Source organism: Methanoregula sp., from assembly GCF_041645475.1.
In the GTDB taxonomy this organism is placed as follows: Archaea; Halobacteriota; Methanomicrobia; order Methanomicrobiales; family Methanospirillaceae; genus Methanoregula.
Genome location: NZ_JBAZQA010000002.1, coordinates 240,414 through 259,351, shown reverse-complemented (window position 1 = coordinate 259,351; position 18,938 = coordinate 240,414). Strand labels below are relative to the sequence as shown.

At 53.2% G+C, this 18,938-nt stretch carries 19 protein-coding genes and 1 pseudogene; 13 read left to right on the top strand and 7 right to left on the bottom strand.

Going from position 1 to position 18,938, the window contains the following annotated elements; all coding sequences use genetic code 11:
* Positions 1-61: 61 nt before the first annotated feature.
* From WC598_RS03200 to WC598_RS03190, 3 genes are all read right to left on the bottom strand, one after another.
* Positions 62-427: a hypothetical protein gene (locus tag WC598_RS03200; protein ID WP_372960022.1), complete on the bottom strand. Its 366-nt coding sequence runs from the start codon at positions 425-427 to the stop codon at positions 62-64.
* 122 nt (positions 428-549) lie between these two features.
* The gene (locus tag WC598_RS03195; RefSeq protein WP_372960021.1) at positions 550-1,224 is read right to left on the bottom strand and encodes a type IV pilin N-terminal domain-containing protein; all 675 of its coding nucleotides are present in this window, start codon (positions 1,222-1,224) and stop codon (positions 550-552) included.
* Positions 1,221-1,853 carry a type IV pilin N-terminal domain-containing protein gene (locus WC598_RS03190; protein WP_372960020.1) on the bottom strand — a complete coding sequence of 211 codons (633 nt, stop codon included), beginning with the start codon at positions 1,851-1,853 and terminating at the stop codon, positions 1,221-1,223. Before WC598_RS03190 ends, WC598_RS03195 begins: the two co-directional genes overlap by 4 nt.
* Before the next feature lie 342 nt (positions 1,854-2,195).
* Here WC598_RS03190 and WC598_RS03185 point away from each other — a divergent pair, with 342 nt between their 5' ends.
* The 5 genes from WC598_RS03185 to WC598_RS03165 are packed head-to-tail and all read left to right on the top strand — an operon-like array spanning position 2,196 to position 8,416.
* Positions 2,196-3,083, top strand: a complete 888-nt coding sequence (locus WC598_RS03185) for a hypothetical protein (protein WP_372960019.1) — start codon at positions 2,196-2,198, stop codon at positions 3,081-3,083.
* Complete coding sequence (locus WC598_RS03180) at positions 3,080-5,155, top strand: type II/IV secretion system ATPase subunit (RefSeq protein ID WP_372960018.1); 2,076 nt, start codon at positions 3,080-3,082, stop codon at positions 5,153-5,155. Before WC598_RS03185 ends, WC598_RS03180 begins: the two co-directional genes overlap by 4 nt.
* Entirely contained in the window at positions 5,139-6,989 is a 1,851-nt protein-coding gene (locus WC598_RS03175) for a type II secretion system F family protein (protein WP_372960017.1), read from the top strand. Before WC598_RS03180 ends, WC598_RS03175 begins: the two co-directional genes overlap by 17 nt.
* A gap of 9 nt (positions 6,990-6,998) precedes the next feature.
* Positions 6,999-7,433, top strand: a complete 435-nt coding sequence (locus WC598_RS03170; protein ID WP_372960016.1) for a type IV pilin N-terminal domain-containing protein — start codon at positions 6,999-7,001, stop codon at positions 7,431-7,433.
* Positions 7,430-8,416 (top strand): hypothetical protein, encoded by a 987-nt coding sequence (locus tag WC598_RS03165; RefSeq protein ID WP_372960015.1) that lies wholly within the window; start codon positions 7,430-7,432, stop codon positions 8,414-8,416. The genes WC598_RS03170 and WC598_RS03165 overlap by 4 nt, the downstream gene beginning before the upstream one ends.
* Positions 8,417-8,736: 320 nt before the next feature.
* Here the strand turns inward: WC598_RS03165 and WC598_RS03160 are convergent, their stop codons facing one another.
* Positions 8,737-9,546, bottom strand: coding sequence for a MarR family transcriptional regulator (locus WC598_RS03160; protein WP_372960014.1), 810 nt, complete (start codon positions 9,544-9,546; stop codon positions 8,737-8,739).
* Between the two features lie 599 nt (positions 9,547-10,145).
* Entirely contained in the window at positions 10,146-10,997 is an 852-nt protein-coding gene (locus WC598_RS03155) for a hypothetical protein (RefSeq protein ID WP_372960013.1), read from the bottom strand.
* A 109-nt stretch (positions 10,998-11,106) separates the two neighbouring features.
* On the opposite strand from WC598_RS03155, the gene WC598_RS03150 reads away from it, so the two are divergent.
* A complete protein-coding gene (locus WC598_RS03150) occupies positions 11,107-11,364 on the top strand; it encodes a MarR family transcriptional regulator (protein WP_372960012.1) in 258 nt (85 codons plus the stop codon).
* 118 nt (positions 11,365-11,482) lie between these two features.
* Here WC598_RS03150 and WC598_RS03145 read toward each other — a convergent pair whose 3' ends face one another.
* Complete coding sequence (locus tag WC598_RS03145) at positions 11,483-11,620, bottom strand: hypothetical protein (protein WP_372960011.1); 138 nt, start codon at positions 11,618-11,620, stop codon at positions 11,483-11,485.
* A gap of 67 nt (positions 11,621-11,687) precedes the next feature.
* Here WC598_RS03145 and WC598_RS03140 point away from each other — a divergent pair, with 67 nt between their 5' ends.
* The 4 genes and pseudogenes from WC598_RS03140 to rhuM (WC598_RS03125) all read left to right on the top strand — a co-directional run bounded on the left by WC598_RS03140 (position 11,688) and on the right by rhuM (WC598_RS03125) (position 13,248).
* On the top strand, positions 11,688-11,828 hold the full coding sequence (locus tag WC598_RS03140; RefSeq protein ID WP_372960010.1) for a PIN domain-containing protein: 141 nt from the start codon (positions 11,688-11,690) through the stop codon (positions 11,826-11,828).
* Between the two features lie 69 nt (positions 11,829-11,897).
* The gene (locus tag WC598_RS03135) at positions 11,898-12,038 is read left to right on the top strand and encodes a hypothetical protein (RefSeq protein WP_372960009.1); all 141 of its coding nucleotides are present in this window, start codon (positions 11,898-11,900) and stop codon (positions 12,036-12,038) included.
* Between the two features lie 219 nt (positions 12,039-12,257).
* A pseudogene (rhuM, locus tag WC598_RS03130) lies at positions 12,258-12,722 on the top strand (RhuM family protein); the annotation flags it as partial.
* A gap of 52 nt (positions 12,723-12,774) precedes the next feature.
* On the top strand, positions 12,775-13,248 hold the full coding sequence (gene rhuM, locus WC598_RS03125) for a RhuM family protein (RefSeq protein ID WP_372960008.1): 474 nt from the start codon (positions 12,775-12,777) through the stop codon (positions 13,246-13,248).
* A gap of 31 nt (positions 13,249-13,279) precedes the next feature.
* Here the strand turns inward: rhuM (WC598_RS03125) and WC598_RS03120 are convergent, their stop codons facing one another.
* Positions 13,280-13,567, bottom strand: a complete 288-nt coding sequence (locus WC598_RS03120) for a hypothetical protein (protein ID WP_372960007.1) — start codon at positions 13,565-13,567, stop codon at positions 13,280-13,282.
* Positions 13,568-14,044: 477 nt separating this feature from the next.
* Between WC598_RS03120 and WC598_RS03115 the strand changes: the two genes are divergently transcribed.
* The 3 genes from WC598_RS03115 (at position 14,045) to WC598_RS03105 (ending at position 18,737) form a co-directional block, all read left to right on the top strand.
* Positions 14,045-14,353: a hypothetical protein gene (locus WC598_RS03115; protein WP_372960006.1), complete on the top strand. Its 309-nt coding sequence runs from the start codon at positions 14,045-14,047 to the stop codon at positions 14,351-14,353.
* A 211-nt stretch (positions 14,354-14,564) separates the two neighbouring features.
* Positions 14,565-14,825, top strand: coding sequence for a helix-turn-helix domain-containing protein (locus tag WC598_RS03110; protein ID WP_372960005.1), 261 nt, complete (start codon positions 14,565-14,567; stop codon positions 14,823-14,825).
* A gap of 819 nt (positions 14,826-15,644) precedes the next feature.
* Positions 15,645-18,737, top strand: coding sequence for a DUF3427 domain-containing protein (locus tag WC598_RS03105; protein ID WP_372960004.1), 3,093 nt, complete (start codon positions 15,645-15,647; stop codon positions 18,735-18,737).
* Positions 18,738-18,938 lie beyond the last annotated feature (201 nt).

The following is an 18,938-nucleotide window of genomic DNA, read 5'->3' as shown; positions in this document are numbered from 1 at the left end:
GGCTGGTTACAGCCACGGCAGGTACCCCGCGAACATCCGTACGTCGTACGTATACCCCCGGTTATGCGGCCCTGCCGACCTGCGAGCGTTCCTCTGCAAGGACATACCGGATGAATTCATCGCCATCCTTGAGCGGCGTGGTCTCCAGGGATTTCTCATCCGCGGTATCCGAGCGGAACATACGCACGCTGCCGCGTTCCTGCGCCGGGCAGGAATACCGCACTTCGAGCGGGTTCTCGTGCCCGTGTATGCCGGGCCTGCGGGTGTAGTTGTACGCGAATGCAACCGCCCACCGGTCGGGCTGCATGTCCACGTATACGTTGCCGATGAGTTGCTGGTTGTTGTGCCGGATCACCACTTCGTCTTCGAATTTTTCGATGAGCTGTTTTGTGGCCGGCTGGGGTTTGATTCCGATGATTTTTGACATGATAATCCTCCATTTACATCTCGGGTTCTCGGGTTGGTTCAGGAAAAAAATCCCGGGGGCTGGCTGGCGCCCCGGAAGATGATCCAGCCTGACAATAGAATGGAATGAGTCCTTGTTTTGGGCTATGTCAGAACAACTTCACCGGTTGCCATAACCCGGCTGCTGGCCCGGTCAATGAGTTTATATTGGATCTTATCGTCCAGGTAGAATGCAATTCCTCTCTCTGTGCCGGTTGGTCTCCAGGATAGTTTCGGACCGTAATAACTCGAACCCCCTGCCCACGTGTAGGTGACAGCCTGTGCACAACCATCGGCATAAAGCTTGAACTTGTCACCCGGTGCGATTGTGATATCCGAAGTCGAGGTGTTCCCGATCTTCCCGAAGTACCCGCCTGTTGTGATCCCCGGTGTCAGGATGCTTCCGGGATAATCTTCCGAGGCAATCGCGGGAGATGGTGTGTCGGTCGGCTTGATGAGGTACATGACATCTGCGTGCTGCAACTGAATTTCAATATCATTGAGGGTAAAAGTGTCTCCCCCGGTATTCTCAAACAGCAGACCATTGGCAGCGGTAAACCCTGGCGGGTAGGTTAAAGTATAAGGAGAAGTCGGGGAAATGGTGCCCTGGATATTATGAATATCACTCCTGACACTTATCGTCACCTGAGGGGTCTTATGTTGTTCGCTTCCCATACCCCCGGCAAATGCTGATACAACTGCGGCGATAATGATGGTCACAACGAGCATTAGCATCACGCCGACAACGGGCGATACCGCTGCATCCTTATGCGGGATCATTGGACAATCACCTCTTTGTTGAAGATGTACTGGCCACTGGGTATGTGGAGGATCTTGACATCCACGATACTGCCGGGACCAAAGTCATTATCGGCGATGGTCGCGGGTATTGCAGTGGAATTTATCGCAAGAAGAGACGCCGTTCCTGCAGTAGTACCTGTGCTGAGTATGCCCCCGGTTTTCCACGTGAAGTTCCCGAAATCCATTGTTGCCGGATTGTCATAGTTATATCCGGATCTCATATCATTGAGAAAGGGTACTCTGGTGGGTGTGTTTGTATGATACGAATAGAGTACTGTTGCAGGACTGGTTATGGTCTGCTTGTTCTTGTACGTCTTTCCAGCCTTATTCTTGTAATATGTAATGATGGCGAGATCCTTTGTCTGGATAGGATCGCCACTGAGTTCGGTAAATGTCATCACAGTGCTGGATGACCCCATGGTGTTATCGGCAGCAGAATCGATCTTTACTTCAATCGATGCCTGCGGCGCCTTCTGGGCCCCGGATCCCATCCCCCCCGCAAACGCGGAGACAACCGCTGCAATAATAATCGTCACTACGAGCATCAGCATCACGCCGACAACGGGCGACACTGCGTGCTCCTGTACCGTTTTTCTGTTATTTTTCATTCTTCATCTCCAATTCCTGGCCATCATGCGATGAGTAAAGACACCCGTGCGGGCGCCAGTGACCACATGGTCCAACCGTAGATGACTTGAACAAATTAGCTTGTGTTAAAACTATTTTAATTGATCATTTTAATTTGTTTTAAAACAAATAAACTTTATTAATTCGGCGGCCCAACCCATTAGTGCTCCAGGGATTTCAGGGTAATGAGAGTGCACAATGTCGACAGATTATACTCGCAAATCAGACCGGCAAAAAGATTGTTTCATCCATTTCATCCGGGCCCTGCTCAGCATCCCGTGCTTCATTATTCTGTCGGAAACCCATGCTGCGGGGGATACCGCATGAGCCCGGAAAAAAGGAACAGCCCCGTGAGGTATATCCCGGTTATTCTTGCCACGGTCATCATGCTCATGCTCAGTTCGGCCGGTTGTATCAATATGATCACGAAATCCCCGGAAGGGGGATATATCGTGACACCGTCCGGCTCAGACCCGGTAAGAGAAAATGCAACCGCACCGGCACCTGCGCTGCAGACACCGCGTCCCGCACCACAAAGTCACATGTCACAACCCACGCCAATAAAAACCAGTGGGGTATCGGAGTTCACACCCGTTCCAACACCCGATCCCTACCCGGTCATCCACGGGGTCCGGGTTAATTCCACGTCATCATATCCATTCCTCTACCGGCAGCCGGCGTTTACCAAAAAATACACGCTGAACGGGAGTGCGGCGGGCCTCTATGTGAACGTGGTGCAGGGCCCGCTCTACATCCGGTATAACGTCACCCCCAAACACGACTGCCTCAAAGATCCGGACTCATGCAGGGGGACCCTGAACATCCCGGTCAACCGCCCGTACCTGACCATAACCGTGCGGGACAACGAGACCCATGAGATCGTGGCTGAAAACGGGTATGCCGGGGAGTATAGTTCGGACACCGGTAATTATGGCAGGACGGTTTATTCAGGAATCAGGGATGATCCCACCGAGAATACCGGGACGGTCGTTGCCTATGCGGGACCCCGGTATATTGCCATTTACCGGGAGGGGCAGTTCCAGGTAACGATGACCGGCAACTATCTCGATGTGACCGTATCGGTCATCACCGGAGACTCACCGGACATCAATACGATACAACAGACTTCGGCAGGTATAACACCGGTCCCTTCATCCACACCGGTACGGCGGTTTCCCCCGGGCATGAGACCCGACAGCGGGGGTGAATGATGCTTCCGGCATATTTGCGTTCTCGTGACGGGTCCAGAAAATATTTCCCGGATGCCATTGCAGCTCTTGCCAGCCGGACGATACAGGGGCTTGTCCTTCTCATTGCAGTTGCGCTCATTGCGTTTGGGACCGGTGCCATTGTGCTTTTCGTCGATATGCCCATTATCCTGATGGGCGTATTGTCCGTCATCTCTCTTGCCGCGCTGATCTTGTTTGCAGCTGCGGCCCGGGCCCGGCTCTCCAATCCCTCTCCCAACGGAGTCGGAATATCTCCGGTCTCACGAACCCGTTCGGATACAGAACGGAAAGGGTTCCATGATCTCACGGCCTTCATCACCAGACTTCCCCGGTCAATGGGATGCCGGACTATCCGGGGCGATGTACTGATCCTGGTATCCGGGATTGGTGCGATCGTCACGGGATATACCAGCCTCTTCATTGATATGCCGGTCCTCTTCCTTGCGCTTCTCGGGATCCTCTCGCTCGTGTTACTGGCGTTCGCCTCTGTCGCCCTGACCTTCCGGTTCTGTCCGGGAAAGCTGGAGCGATTACTACCCGTCATACAAACCGCGCCGGTCCTGTCGGAAACGGCTCCGGCAATAACTGCCGGACACAAGCCGTTTCCCGGCCCGGTTCATGCGGAACTACCGGAAGAGCGGGCTGTCGGGACGCTCGATACCTACTGGATCGAAGCCCCACATGTGTACATAAAGATAATCCGGCAGAAAAACCAGGGATTTACGTACACCGTTGTCGAGCCCGCGATCACTCCCCGGGAGCAGATCGTGTTGCGCGAGACTGCCATTCACTTACGAAAAGTGATCGTATACGATAACCCCGGAAAAAATGCAGGGGACTCGTTTGACAAGATATTCATTCATCGCCTCATCCGGGAATTCCACCCGGAGATAACCGCTGACCGGCTGGATGTTCTCTCCTACTACCTGCGGCGCGATCTCTCGGGATTCGGCCCGCTCGAAGCCCTCATGCATGATCCGGCCCTCGAAGACATCAGCTGCAACGGGGACAACATGCCGGTCTTCATCTTTCACCGCACCTGGGGCAGCCTGCCAACGAGTGTCCTCTTCCGGGAAGGCGAACTCAACCAGTTTGTCTTAAAACTTGCCCAGAAAGCCAACAAACAGATCTCCTTAACAAACCCTATGGTGGACGCAACTCTTCCCGGGGGTTCCCGGGTCCAGGTCACGTACAGCAATGTGGTATCCTTGAACGGCAGTTCGTTTACGATCCGGAAATTCCGTGCCGAACCGATGACTCCCCTCGACCTGATCCGGTTCGGTACGTACAGCGCCGGGATCCTCGCATTTCTCTGGCTGGTCATCGAGCACCGCAGGAGCCTCGTCATCGCCGGGGGTACCGCAAGCGGGAAGACCTCAACCATGAATGCGGTCTCGCTCTTCATACCCCAGAACGCGAAGATCGTATCGCTCGAAGACACCCACGAGATCCAGCTCCCGCACAGTAACTGGCTTGCCACCCGGACGCGGGAACTCAGCAACCCGGGAGTGCAGGGAGATATCGATCTCTTCTCGCTCCTGAAATCCTCCATGCGGCAGCGCCCCGAGTATATCATCGTCGGGGAAGTGCGGGGCAGGGAAGCCCAGACGCTCTTCCAGGCAATGAATACCGGCCACGCAACCCTCTCGACAATCCATGCGGGCAGCGTCCAGGAAACGATCAACCGGCTCACCCATGAACCCATCAGCGTGCCGCCTGTCATGTTCACCGCGCTCGACCTGGTGATCAACCAGTCGATGTCAACGTACGGCAACAGCCGCATACGCCGCTGCCAGGCCATCCATGAGATCGCGGTGGAGGGGGATACCATCCTCCCCCGGAAATTGTACGAGTGGGATGTCAACAGCGATGCATTCCGGAAAGTATACCGGCACTCCCGGGTTCTCGACGAGATTGCGGCAATAAGGGGATGGACACCTGAGCAGGTGACCGATGCCCTGAAAAAACGCGAGGAGTTTCTCATAACCGCCCTCGAAGTTCCCATCCCGGATATCCACGATCTCGCGAATGCTATCCATGATCTCGGTGACTGATATGGGCGTTTTGTCGTTCCTCAAAGGCACCGGCAGCCGTCTTGAGAATTTCGAGATGGTCCTCATCGGCGCACACCTGGGCCGGGATCTCATGTCGGCCCACCTGCCGGTGACCGCAGGGCAGTACCTCCGCAGAACCCGGAACAATCTTGCAGCATCAGCTGCCATTTTCCTTGCATTTTTCGCGCTGGTCTCATCGACCGGCTACGACTTCGGCCTCTTCCGATTCATCCCGCCGGTCCTCTTCTGGGTGCTGTTGTTCATTGGCATGGTGCCCGGGCTGTACCTGTTCCAGGTCTATTACCCGGTTATTCTTGCCCGGGGCAGGCAGACCCGGATCGATCTCGAACTCTCCTATGCCGTCTCCTACATGCAGGCACTCTCGACAACCATGTCCCCGTTCGAAGTTATCCGAAGAATCTATGAAGAGAAGGCGATGTTCGGGGAAGTCTCCTGTGAGTTCGGTCAGATCGTGCGGGATGTGGAGATGTTTGGCGACGACCTGATAACCGCCATGCAGAATCTCCAGCAGACCACCCCCTCGCCGGTCATGCGGGATTTTCTCAACGACCTCACCATCGTCTTTGAGAGGGGGGGCGACATCACCGCATACCTCTCGTCAAAAACAGATTATTTCCATGAACAGGCACGGCGGGAACTCGACCTCGTGCTCAAGACGATCGAGATCATGGCCGAAGTGTACGTCTCGGCCTTTGTCGCCGGGCCGATAGCGCTCATCATCATGATCGTTGCACAGGGCATGACCAGCGCGGGAACAATGGACTGGCTCGTGCCGTTCATGTACCTCTGCATACCTGCAGGCGCAATCCTCATGATCTGGATCCTCTCCCTCATGCTGCCTTCGGAAAATCTTGAGATCAGCCGGCACGGGACCGTGGAATATGATTCCGGTGAGGGTGTTCCCGTACTGGCAGAAGATGCCCGGGGAGATCAGAAATTTTACCAGCATATCGAGGCGAAGAAAAAGCGATTCCGTCTCTGCGATCAGCTGCGTCACCCGCTTCGCACCTACATTTCCCATTACACCTACGGGATTATTGCCGGCATTGCCTGTGCCGGGCTTTTTGTAATGGTTCTTTTTACGGGCTCATTCGAATCTGTTTTCCCGAAAAACGCATTCTACGCGGCCATCTGCCTGATCCTGATCGGATTCATGGCACCGGTCTCACTTGCGTATGAAGGGCGCCGGTGGTATGTTAATAATATCGAGAAGAATATTCCGGAATTCCTGCGGGAACTCTCCGACATGAAAGATATAGGGCTCACGCTGCCGGATGCCATCTCGCGGATCTCCTCCGCCAAACTGGGCATTCTGAGCTCGGAGCTCTCGCACGTATCCCGGGATGTCGGCACCGGTGCCTATGTCAATTTTGCCCTGGTGCGGATGGAAGAGCGCATCGGCCTCATCTCGGTCAAGCGGGCGATCTCGCTGCTGGTCAAGGCGAGCGAGATCACCTCCAACTTAAGCCAGATAATCCTGATCGCCATTACCGACTTTGAACATTATCTCCGGATGAAGCGCGAGCGATCCAATACAGCGATCGTTTACGTCATGATCATTTACCTGTCCTTCGGCATTTACCTCTACACGGCGTACCAGCTCAACGGGCCGTTCATGTCGAGTTTCACAACGTACAATCTCAATTTCAATCTTGCCCGGAATATCACCGATATGTTTGGGATCGGCATCATCCTTGGCCTGTTCTCAGGCATCATGGCCGGGCAGTTCAGTTCGAACAGCATCCTTGCCGGGTTCAAGCACAGCATCGTCCTGCTCGCGGCAACGGTAGCGATGTTTGTATTCATCGTTTGAGGAAGAGAGATGCGTACAACTGACAGTTCCGGCACCGCAGTTTCAGAAGTGGTCGGGGAGATGCTCATGATAGGTATTGTCCTCATTCTCGTTGCGGTTTTCTCTGCTTCGCTCTCGAATTACCTGCCATCCGAACGCAGCCCGACCGTGACCATCCTGATGAGCAATGACACCGCAGGGAATATCACCCTCTGGCATAAAGGCGGGGACTGGGTAAAGACGGATGCGCTGAAAGTAATTATCACCGATGCAAACGGCATGACAAATGTCTCTACGATGAGGAGTACCCCGCCATTCATTCCCGTACCCGGCACACAGGCTTTCGATCTGGACGGCAACATCACCATAATCCGGAGCCATCCGCTCATCGGGGACGAGCAGGTTGTCCTTGCAACCGACCGGGCTGTAATCTTCTCCGGCAGGATCGGGCGGGGATTGCCATGACGGACGATGCCGTTGCACCGGTAATTGCCGTGATGCTGATCCTTGCAGCGATTGTCACGTTCCTCTCAATCTGGAATGCGGTCTATGTCCCATCCATGAAACAATCTACTGAAGTGAGTCACCTCCAGACCGTGGAATCCGCGTTCCTGCACATCTCATCGGATATCGATCGGGCAGTATCGACACGGCAGGATGACCTGACCTTAAGCGAACCGGTACCGCTGGGGGGAGGGGAGTTCTTCTTTAACACGCTTCGGTCCAGCGGTTCCCTCGCGGTCCGGAACGAGTCCGAACCGGTGTATTACCTTACCCACTATGATGCGAACAACCGGGTTATGGGGGAGATGGATGGAACGCTGGTCACTATCTCGTACGAACCGCAGGGAAATTTCTGGCAGGACCAGGGATACCGCTGGCAGTACGGGTACCTCAATGTGACCAAACACCGCACGCTCCGGTCCCCGTTACGGTATTACAACATGACCGATGTGACCAACGACTTCCGGGATGCGGGATCTCTCGCAGTATTTGCGGGTTCATTTGTGGCGGTTGAATACACGATTAACCGGACGCCGGTCCAGAACACGACACCGGACCTGATCAACAACCGGTTCACCTTTACCCCGCCTGCGGGAACCTGTTCCGGCATTGATCTCTCTGCGGTAAACCTCTCGGCTTCACCGAATCACCGGTTCGTCAGCAGCAATGGATTCGGGACGCTCCAGGTATCCACCAATGTAACTGCGGTGCCGTATTATGGGGTCTCCAATATAACGTTTTATGCCGGCGGGAACCCATTTGGAAACGCCACGTTCAGGAACTGGAATGCAAGTTTCAGCAAGCTCGCCGCTGCCTGTGAGAACAATATCGCGTACCGGCCGGAGTATTCCGGTAACGATTTCAGTGTATACTCCATCCGGAAGGACGTGAGTCCGGTCAATGTCACGCTCAGCGTCGTGACTATTGAAATAAGCGCATACTGAGTTAACCGGATATATTTCCCTGATGAACCCTGTATACTCACCTGATAACGTGATAGTTACCTGAATCATCTTCCGTCGGAATATTTATTTGTATAATGTATACATTGTACAAAAACAAGGCAAAGATCTTCACCGGCGATCCATATTTCAGGATAGTACCGGACATTTTGTTTATTGGTAATGCCTGATTGCGAATTTTTCACAGAGGGGGCAGCCGGCTCCTCTGTATACCGTTGCCTGCCCTCTCATCAGTTCTTCAATAAAAGATACAACCGGTTTCCGGTAGGTTGTTTTTTTTATCCGGAGCCGGGCGGAAATCTTCATGGTACGATCAGGTCATGGATCACGTACGCAAGCTTCACCCCATCCAGGCGTTTGATAAGGTCCGTGAACTCTTCGTCAACGATCACGATTGCGCAGTCGATACCATGGAAGGCCGCTTCGATCACGCCTTCCCTTGCGCCAAAGAACATGTCGGGTTTTCGGCCAGCGGTGTTCAGGGCGACATAGGCTTCGAGGCCCACTGCCGCAACCAGCCCGGTATGTGCAATAATTTCCCTGATTTGCTCTTTTTGCACATTGCGCGAACCGCCGTACTGGATCCGGGGCACCTTGCAGACGTGAATAGTCCCTTCGTGGTGCTCGATGATCCCGCTTAAGTGCGCAACCCCGGCTTCCGTACCTTTCATTGTATCCGCCATGACGGACCCGGTCGCGGCCGCAGGCTTTTTCGCTGCATACAGGAACCCGTCCTGCATGTACACTCCCACCTCGTCCCCGGCTTTGAGATTCTCGGCAGCAATGGCGGTCCAGATCGAGACCTGCTGGATGATGTCGCGCCGGATATGCCGGGCATAGGATTCGAGGGACTCGGCATGCGCCAGCACCCATTCGACCCCGGCTTTTGTTACTTCGTAGTTGCCCCGGCGGCTTGCCGAGACCATGCCCTCCTCTGCGAGCTCGCGGATATATTCCGAGACTGCCTGAGGGGTGACACCGAGTTTATCGGCAATCTCCTGCTGGCGCACGGCCGGCTGGTGCTCAGCAATCTCTGCGAGAATCTGGAAACGGGAAACCTCCCGCTTGTTCCGCAGGATAGACGTGAGGGGGTCTTTGACGCCCTGTGTCAAGCAGCACCTTCATCGTGTAAGAAATCTTCCTTGGCATGCATGGTTTTATTGGATCAACTTTACTTGCTTTAATTAAATAAATATTGCTTTAATCCGGTGTTCACGGATTTTTTTTATGAGAGACCCGCATTATTTCCCGGACATGAGTTGAAAATACCGTGAGAAATCGTCGGTCCTGCCTTTTTTTACGAGTACCCCGGAAAAAACGACCCACATAGTTGCGTTCCGGCAGGGTTTCCATTGTCCGGATGGAGTAAATTACAGGACTGAAACAACCTCAACCGGAAGGCCCTTAACGGCCATTAAACGATGGCGTTTCCGCCCGTATTTTGGCAATCGGTTCAAAGATGAGACGTATTTCCAGCAGGAACCGGAACCGGGCGTTTTGCGGGGTTATCATCGTACATATCGGATATGAGGGAAGTGCCTGAAGGTCAGCCAGATCCCAATCCTGATGAACCGAGGTCTACATTGCCCGCTTCCGGAAAGGGAATCCCGGTACCGCGATGCGATCCTTTGTCTTCTCCACGGCGGGTTTGTTCCCTCTGCACCGGATAAATCTCCATGACGAGACCCGCCGGTAAGTTTCCTTCATCCCATCACTTCTTCCCATAGACTTCCGGCAGGAACTCGTGCAGATCTTTGTGGTTCCAGCCGGAAAAAAGACCCGGTTGTGAAAACTGGTCCCGGATAAAACCGGCCGCCTCTTTTCGCGATGTGATCTTCCTGATGGGGGTCTCGTCCTGTTTTGCCGTCCAGTGCCGGAACCAGAAGATGCTGGCTCCCTTCTCATCCCTGGTGGCGCAGAGATCCATGCCGCGATCATTTCTCTCACCATTGTGGAGGTTGTACCGCAATGAACGGTAAAGGATAACAGCACTCTCCACGTCCAAAGCGGGCGATGGGGAATTACGGCATGTGCAATCGGGGGACTTCGATGACGGGGGTCCGGCGGTATCCGGTATGAGGAGTTGTCCGGAAGATTTTTCCGGGATCGGTGCGTTTCCAGAAGGTCCTGCCAGAATTTCCGGGCACATGGGAGATTTATCCCCGGCATGATGACATTGCACCGGGCTGCAGGAATCTTTACTCGCCAGGTTTACCGGATCATCGTGCTCCACATCTTCGCAATCAAACCATCCCGGGAAAAATGCCCGGATCCGAACCTGGTCCGGTTCAGGGATCTTCCGGAGTCCGATCCCAGCCAGGCCGGTGATGAATGCGGCTGCATCCATGTTTGAGGCAAACGGGCAGATTATCTGTCGGCCGGAATATTCATCCAGGTAACGGAGGTAAAAGAGGGGCGGGCCTTCGGGGACCGGATGTGCGAAGATCTCAGTGTCATCTTCATCCGGGATGCCGAAGCTGTGCGGGGACGGAGGAATACGGCAGAGGCGGATATCTTTTTCAGGATCGGGCGGTGGGATTTTGAGACTGGGTTCTTCGGGCATGGGTCATCTCCGGATCATATCCGGTTAAATAGTTTGATGTCTGTGGAGGTAATATAATCTACGTATTTGCTACGTAAATTCATCACATATTTTTTCCCATTCACCGTAGATGTATGACCTCGTGAGTTTCGTTGGCAGGGGGAGTGTCCGGAAAAAAGTACTCAAGGCTCTTTTCAAATTAAATTCCCCAACCGAACTGGCGAAGCAGCTGAATATCGAACGTTCCACTGTCAGCAGGGCAATTCTTATTCTCATGGAGAAAGGACTCGTCGAGTGCCTGACGCCGGGTGAACGGATGGGCCGCTACTACCGGACAACGGAGGTTGGGAAGAAAGTTGTCAATATCATTGAAGGAAAAGAGGAATAAAAATCAGTTTTGATACTCTGACGCCCTCGTGCCGCGTCCGGGTTTTCCTGTAATACACGGACACGATCCGGGACAATTTATTGCCCGGTTTTTCTTACCGCGTTTTCAATTGATGGTTTTAATCCGGGAAGATCTTCGATGACCAGCTCCTCCCGAGAATCCGGTATGAGAGTGAAGCGGTTATAGCAATCCTTAACCGGTGTTCACGGGACTGGGAACTGGTCTGGAGTTCCGCGATCACGTACGAGGTTGCCAAAATTCCCGATCACGACAAAAAACAGTACATCAGTTCCATCGCAGCAAAGACAACGACGAATATTGCGGTGGACCCGGCAATAAAGGAACGGGCAACCGTGATCATGAACCCCGGAGTAAAAGCTCTTGATGCATTGCACATTGCCTGCGCAGAGAGGGCAGGTGCAATGGTTCTTGTCACGACTGATGATGCGTTGAAAACATTATGAGCAACCACAGCGATATAATTTCCATACGAATCGTAAACCCTGCTGCATGGTACGAGGAGGTGACCGGGAATGAACGTGAAGACACTGCATGAAATTCATGATAAAGGAATTGATGTCCTCCGAAAGACACTTGGTCCCGTTGACATGATCCGGTTCATCCAGATGTTTGATCATGGAAAAGGAGATTATACCAAAGAGCGCAGGCAGTAGTTAAGCAATGATCTCGACGAGATATGCAGTGAGATCGCAGAGATGCAAAAACAGGCGAAACCAGCTTCGCATTCTGAATAATCCTTCTTTTTTTATCATGGCCGGGGAACCGGGAAGGAGCCACTCACACCGGATAACCCATGACGTGGATAACCCGCTGCACGGGCGGATGGTGTTGAATCATGGGATTCCCGTACCGGAATTTCCTGCACACCCGGATTGGTTCAGCGTGACATTCGCCAAAGATTTCCAGACGAAGGAACGACTTGTCGCAGTGGGGCTTTCTTTGATGTAAGGATTCCGACAATAAACGAACACTTAAAAAACATTTATGAGAGCGGTGAACTGACCCGTGAGGCAACTATTAGGAAATTCCTAATAGTTCGTTCTGAAGGAAACCGTGAAGTTTCACGGAATCTGGAATACTACAGCCTTGATGCCATAATCTCGGTCGGATACCGCATCAATTCAACGAGAGCCACCCAGTTCCGTCAGTGGGCAACCCGGGTATTGCGGGAATTTGCCATCAAGGGATACGTACTTGATAAAAAAAGGATGGAAAACGGTACGTTTCTTGGTGAAGATTACTTTGAGCGCTTACTTGCAGAGATACGGGAGATCCGCCTCAGCGAGAGACGGTTCTACCAGAAGATCACCGACATATATGCCACGAGTATTGATTACAGCAGGAATGCCCCGACAACCCGCGATTTTTTTGCAAAAGTAAGAGAACAAATTGCATTTCGCAATTCACGGCCATACTGCAGCCGAACTGATAATAAAGCGAGCCGACAGCAGAAACGATCACATGGGACTGACATCGTGGGAGAACAGTCCCGACGGAAAAATTTTAAAAACCGATGTATTGGTTGCGAAAAATTACCTGACTTCGCAAGAGCTCGAATCACTCGGCCGGATTGTCAATGCCTGGCTGGATCTAGCTGAAAATCGTGCCAGACGACAGATACCAATGACCATGGAAGACTGGGCACAACGTCTTGACCTGTTCCTATTATTTGATGACCGTAAACTGCTTGAAGATGGCGGGAAAGTAACGGCAGAGAGGGCAAAAGAGGCTGCGGAGTCTGAATTTGAAAAATACCGTATTGTTCAGGACCGGCTTTTTGAAAGCGATTTTGACCGTATGCTAAAAGAGACAGAACTGCCGGAAAAAATGGACCGGGACGATCAGCCGGATAAATCTCCATGACAAGACCCGCCGGTAAGTTTCCTTCATCCCGTCACTTCTTCCTATAGACTTCCGGCAGGAACTCGTGCAGACCTTTGTGGTTCCATCCACTAAAAAGGCCCGGTTGTGAGAACTGCTCCCGGATAAAACCGGCCGCTTCTTTCCGGGACGTGATAACGCGGACAGGGGTCTCGTTCGGATTCGCCGTCCAGTGCCGGAACCAGTGGATGATCGATCCGTCCTCCTCCCGTGTTGCGCAGAGATCTGTGCCGTGTTTATTTCTCTCTCCGGTGCGGAGGTCGTACCGCAGGGAGCGGTAAAGGATAATGGAACTCTCCATGTCCAATGCGGGTGACGGAGAGTCCGGTCCGGACGGTGGTTCCGGGGGATTATCCGGGGGCGGGGTGTTCACAGAGGAGCCTGCCGGTATTTCCGGACACCCGGAGGAATCCGGTCCGGACAGTGGTTCCGGGGGATTATCCGGGACCGGTGCGTTTCCAGAAGATCCCACCGGTATTTCCGGGCACCCGGAAGGATCCGGTCCGGACGGTGGTTCCGGGGGATTATCCGGGGGCGGGGTGTTCACAGAGGATCCTGCCGGTATTTCCGGACACCCGGAGGAATCCGGTCCGGACGGTGGTTCCGGGGGATTATCCGGGGGCGGGGTGTTCACAGAAGATCCCACCGGTATTTCCGGGCCTCCGGAGGAATCCGGTCCGGATGGTTGTTTCGGGAAATTATCCAGGACCGGTGCGGTTGCAGAAGATCCTGCCGGTATTTCCGGGCGCCGGGCGGTTGTGAGCCCGGGTTCAGATGATTGACCGGGGCGGCGTGGATTTTCTCCTGCGGCCTGTTCGGGTTTATCGTGTTTTACATCTGCGCAACCAAACCATCCCGGGAAAAATTCCCGGATCCGGATCCGCTCCGGTTCCAAAATTCCCGCAAGCCCGGGTCCTGCCATGCCGAGGAGGTATGCGGCTGCATCGACCGGGTCATCGAGAAGGCGGATCAAGAGTGGCTCGGAAGGGTCGAGCCGGTAGCTGAGATAAAAGGAGGTTGTGCCTCCAGGCTCCGGGTGGGCGAAGAGGCTCGTGCAGTTCCCTTCCGGCATGACGGGACCGTTTAACACCGGTGGGGAGCGGCAGAGGAAAATATCGGTCGCGGGGTTATGCGTAGGGGGATTGGTTCTGGGGGCGGTTGGCATTTTTCTTCTCCGGCACACATCCACAGGAGATGTTTGGGTGTACTAGCCCATTAATTTTGCCACACGTTTGCAACACCACTACAACACCAATAATACGCGTGTATTACACATATTCGTACATACAATTTTTTTGATGTACAATCTCGTAAGTTTCGTTTCCCGTGGCAGTGTACGAAAAAAAGTACTCAAGGGCCTTTTCCGGCCGAACACTCCTACGGATCTTGCGAGAACTCTTGATATTGACCGGTCATCTGTCAGCCGGACAATACAGGCGCTTGAGAAGGTCGGGCTCGTGGAGTGTCTGACACCGGATGAGAAGATGAGCCGGTATTACCGGACTACGGAGACCGGGAAGACCGTTTTGGAGTTGATGGAGGGAAAGGGGGAGGAGTAACGCTCATCTGGGTTTCGCCCATCACCTCCGGAAACTCCACTCTCCTGCGGAAAACCCCTGTTTTTGGGATAGACTAATCCGGGCCCTCTGCGGGCTCCGATTGCCCACTTTGGGGACCCGGGAGGTCATATTACCCGAAAAAGAGGGAGAGTAACCATCTTTTTTCAGGGTTTTTACGTCGGAAAATGAGAGGTCATATGTAGCCATATTACAGAGGAAACGGTGGTTCCGAAACAGGGTGCAATTCTGGGTGGGGACCGGTGGGGGGTTTGATGCTCATCGGGGTTTTGCCCCGGCCGGGGTGGGCGTCCCTGAAATTAAAAATTGATATGATTTCTCGCAGCAGGGTTGTCGGGAAGAACCGACTGGACGATCGTGTTAAACGCTGCCACGTCTGCAATGGGGGTCGCGGGTTTGCGAGCCGCTCTCCGGGTCCCCCGGGTCTGTACGAAATCGGCCCTGTTTTCGCTGGCTCCTTTGCCCCCGGGCCCGTGGGCTGGAATAGTACTCTCGCGAAGAGGGGGCTTGGGTTTTGCTGAAGGAGAGACGCTCCAGGGGGCTTTGCCCCGGCCAGAGAGAACTGGGGCCGTATAGATAAGCCATAGAGCCTGTGCTGGACGTAAACCGGTTGGAACACTTGAATCATCCTGTAAATGTGATGGTGACGAAGTGATTTTAGGATTTTAAAAAAACTCCACGTTTTTGAGAGTAAAATAAAAAATATGAAAGGATAATTTGAGGAGATCGGATTGAGTGAAAAAAAGTAAAACCTGACATCTTAATCACTCCCAAATACAATCTCACTAAAAGGCAAGTCTGATGAAATCACTCCCTCCTGGTCTCTACGAACAACTGATCAACACTCATCTTGAAGAAAAACTTCGTGGGCAGAATAAAACAATCCGCAAGGACACCCTGAAAAATTTCGATTCGCCCGTTCTTCTCGCTCAGTACCTCGGCCCGATCCTAAAGAAGTCTCTCACGTTCCTGGAGAATTCAGAAGGGTCAGCCACAGAACAAATCACCTGCTGTAATGAGATCATCAGACTGCTTGCATCGATTACGAACGAAGAATGTCTTGGCGAGTGTGTGATATCGGGCGATGGAGAAATTCTCTTTTCGGTCGGCGACGAAAAAGGATCATCAGCCCGGCCCGTCACCCCCCTTGCGCAAAGCAGCCTGTTCACCGGCTCCTCACTTGAACCCAACCTGATTCAGGAATTTAAGGCTGAGATCCTGTCGGCTGACCGGATTGATCTCCTCGTCTCATTCATTAAATGGAGTGGTATCCGGCTTCTCATGGAGGAACTGAAACAATTCTGTACAAAGGGCCGGTTGCGGGTGATCACGACTGCCTATACGGGTGCAACCGAAATCAAGGCAATCAATTTCCTTTCTTCGTTACCGAATACAGAGGTACGGATCTCCTACGATACAGCACATACACGGCTCCACGCCAAAGCTTACTTTTTCGAACGGGAGTCCGGGTTCTCGACCGCATATGTCGGGTCATCGAATATCTCGAATCCCGCTATCACGTCGGGACTTGAGTGGAACGTCAAGCTGACGGAGAAAGATGCAAAGCCGCTCATCCGGAAGATCCAGGCATCGTTTGAGAGTTACTGGAATGACCCGGAGTTTTTGAGATATACAGAGAACGACCGGGCAACCTTTGAAGAGGCGGTTCGCAAGGAACGGAAAGTACCCGGAGATGATGGCAACTCGTACTTTTTCGACATCACCCCATTCCCCTTCCAGAAAGAGATTCTCGAACGCCTTGAAGCGGAACGAACGATCCACAACCATTACAAGAACCTCGTCGTGGCGGCAACAGGAACCGGAAAGACCGTTATCTCGGCATTCGACTTCCGCCGCTTCCGGGAGAAGAATCCTCGGGCCCGGCTGCTCTTCGTTGCGCACCGCGAGGAGATCTTAAAGCAGAGTCTCCAGACATTCCGGGGAATTTTGAAAGACCAGAACTTTGGGGATATTGCGGTCGCGGGTAGGATTCCTGCGCAGACCGATCACGTCTTCATGTCGATCCAGACGTTCAACAGTACGAAATTTTCCGACCGGACTGCACTCGATCATTATGATTTTATCATCGTGGATGAATTCCATCACGCGGCAGCGGCATCGTACCAGCGTCTCCTATCCCATTACCAGCCGAAGATTCTGTTGGGGCTGACAGCAACTCCCGAGAGGATGGATAATCTGGACATCATGGGATATTTCGATGGCCGGATTGCAGCGGAGATTCGGCTTGCGGAAGCCATTGGGAGAAATCTCCTTGCACCCTTCCATTATTTTGGTGTCGCGGATTCGGTTGATCTCGATGATGTGGAATGGACCCGAGGAAGATACAACCAGAGCGTACTCTCGAAACGCTATACGGGGAATGATACCCGAGCGGGTCTTATTGCGGATTCGCTCAAGAAATATGTCACAGATATTGACGATATCATCGGCCTCGGGTTTTGTGTGAGTATCGAGCATGCAAACTATATGGCGGAGATCTTCACGAAAATTGGTATTCCCTCAGTCTCCTTGAGTTCCGAAAGCTTGGATGACTTGCGGAGATCGGTCCAGAAACAATTAAGGGCAAAAGAGATCCGGTTTATTTTCGTTGTTGACCTGTACAACGAAGGTGTGGATATTCCCGAAGTGAACACGATCCTATTCCTCCGTCCCACCGAGAGCATGACCGTCTTTCTCCAACAGTTGGGCCGGGGGCTCCGGCTCTGTGAGGGGAAGGAATGTCTCACGGTGCTGGATTTTGTCGGGCGGCAGCATGCGAATTATCATTTCGATGCAAAGTACCGGGCCCTGTTGGCGGATGCGCATGTGCCGCTCGTGCAGCAGATTCGGGAGAATACATTTTCCCTTCCCCGGGGTTGTTTCATCAGCCTGGAGAAGGTTGCGCAACAGACGGTCCTTGCGCATATTGAACAATCGCTCACCCGACGGAAGGGGCTGGTGCAGAAGATTGCCCGGTTCGAAGCGGAGTCCGGGAAGGCGCTGGAGGTTGGGAATTTCTTAGAATATTTTGTGCTCGAACCCCGGGAGATCTACGGGCGGTCGAGTTTCCGGCAATTGTGTGCTGAGGCTCATCTGTGTTCCGCTCCTACGCCCGATGAGGAGGAACGCATTGTCACTGCTGCGAGACGGTTGCTGCCGCTCAACTCGGTCTCGATGATCCGGTTCATCCGACAGTTCCTTGCAATGAAAAGTTTTGAGTTTGCCGGAAAGGAAGATCCCCGGCGTGACACCTGTCTTGCGATACTCTACTATTCATTCCACACGCAGCCACTTGCGGGGACCACGGATCTCCTCACGGGTATGCAGCCGTTCCTTTCGGTTGACTGGATGACCCGCGAGATTGACAGCCTCCTTGCGTACTTGGAAGATAAGACCGAAGTGCTCGAAGGCCCGCTCGACCTCGGGTTCCCCGCCGGGTTGTCCCTTCACTGTACCTATTCCCGCGACCAGATCTTTGCGGGGCTCGGGCATTGGACGCCATTCCAGATCAGCGTTGCCGGCAAACGCGAGGGTGTGTTGTATCTCCGGGAGAAGAATCTGGATGTGTTTTTCATCACGCTCAATAAATCCGAGAAGCATTTCTCGCCGTCCACGATGTACAACGATTACGCGATAAGCGAGCGGCTCTTTCACTGGCAGTCCCAGAGCACAACATCGGCATCGTCTCCTACGGGGCAGCGGTACATAAGTGGTTCAAAGGTGCTGCTGTTTGTCCGGGAGTTCAATAAGGTCGGGAATGTTTCGCAGCCGTTTGTGTGCTTAGGTACGGCGAGGTATGTGAGTCACGAGGGGAGTAAGCCGATGAGTATTGTGTGGCGGTTGGATGCGGAGATTCCGGCGTGGTTTATGAAGAAGGCGGGGAAGGGGATTTAGGCGAAGTACCCCACCGGTTGCTAGTGAATAACTTTCGGCTGGACTCGGGGCCGGGTGAGTTTTTCTTTTTATGCCGAATGAGGTTGAGATGGAGACAACGTATGCGGCGCTTGTGGGGGCGGGGGGGGGAAGATTGTTATGGTTGGATAATCGGGGATTGATTGGATGAAGAAGCATGAAAGAGATATAATTTTTAAGATG

Coding starts and splice junctions, on each gene's coding strand:
- WC598_RS03200 (WP_372960022.1), bottom strand. CDS start 427: ATGTCAAAAATCATCGGAATCAAACCCCAGCCGGCCACAAAACAGCTC.
- WC598_RS03195 (WP_372960021.1), bottom strand. CDS start 1,224: ATGATCCCGCATAAGGATGCAGCGGTATCGCCCGTTGTCGGCGTGATG.
- WC598_RS03190 (WP_372960020.1), bottom strand. CDS start 1,853: ATGAAAAATAACAGAAAAACGGTACAGGAGCACGCAGTGTCGCCCGTT.
- WC598_RS03185 (WP_372960019.1), top strand. CDS start 2,196: ATGAGCCCGGAAAAAAGGAACAGCCCCGTGAGGTATATCCCGGTTATT.
- WC598_RS03180 (WP_372960018.1), top strand. CDS start 3,080: ATGATGCTTCCGGCATATTTGCGTTCTCGTGACGGGTCCAGAAAATAT.
- WC598_RS03175 (WP_372960017.1), top strand. CDS start 5,139: ATGATCTCGGTGACTGATATGGGCGTTTTGTCGTTCCTCAAAGGCACC.
- WC598_RS03170 (WP_372960016.1), top strand. CDS start 6,999: ATGCGTACAACTGACAGTTCCGGCACCGCAGTTTCAGAAGTGGTCGGG.
- WC598_RS03165 (WP_372960015.1), top strand. CDS start 7,430: ATGACGGACGATGCCGTTGCACCGGTAATTGCCGTGATGCTGATCCTT.
- WC598_RS03155 (WP_372960013.1), bottom strand. CDS start 10,997: ATGCCCGAAGAACCCAGTCTCAAAATCCCACCGCCCGATCCTGAAAAA.
- WC598_RS03150 (WP_372960012.1), top strand. CDS start 11,107: ATGTATGACCTCGTGAGTTTCGTTGGCAGGGGGAGTGTCCGGAAAAAA.
- WC598_RS03135 (WP_372960009.1), top strand. CDS start 11,898: ATGAACGTGAAGACACTGCATGAAATTCATGATAAAGGAATTGATGTC.
- WC598_RS03120 (WP_372960007.1), bottom strand. CDS start 13,567: ATGGAGAGTTCCATTATCCTTTACCGCTCCCTGCGGTACGACCTCCGC.
- WC598_RS03110 (WP_372960005.1), top strand. CDS start 14,565: ATGTACAATCTCGTAAGTTTCGTTTCCCGTGGCAGTGTACGAAAAAAA.
- WC598_RS03105 (WP_372960004.1), top strand. CDS start 15,645: ATGAAATCACTCCCTCCTGGTCTCTACGAACAACTGATCAACACTCAT.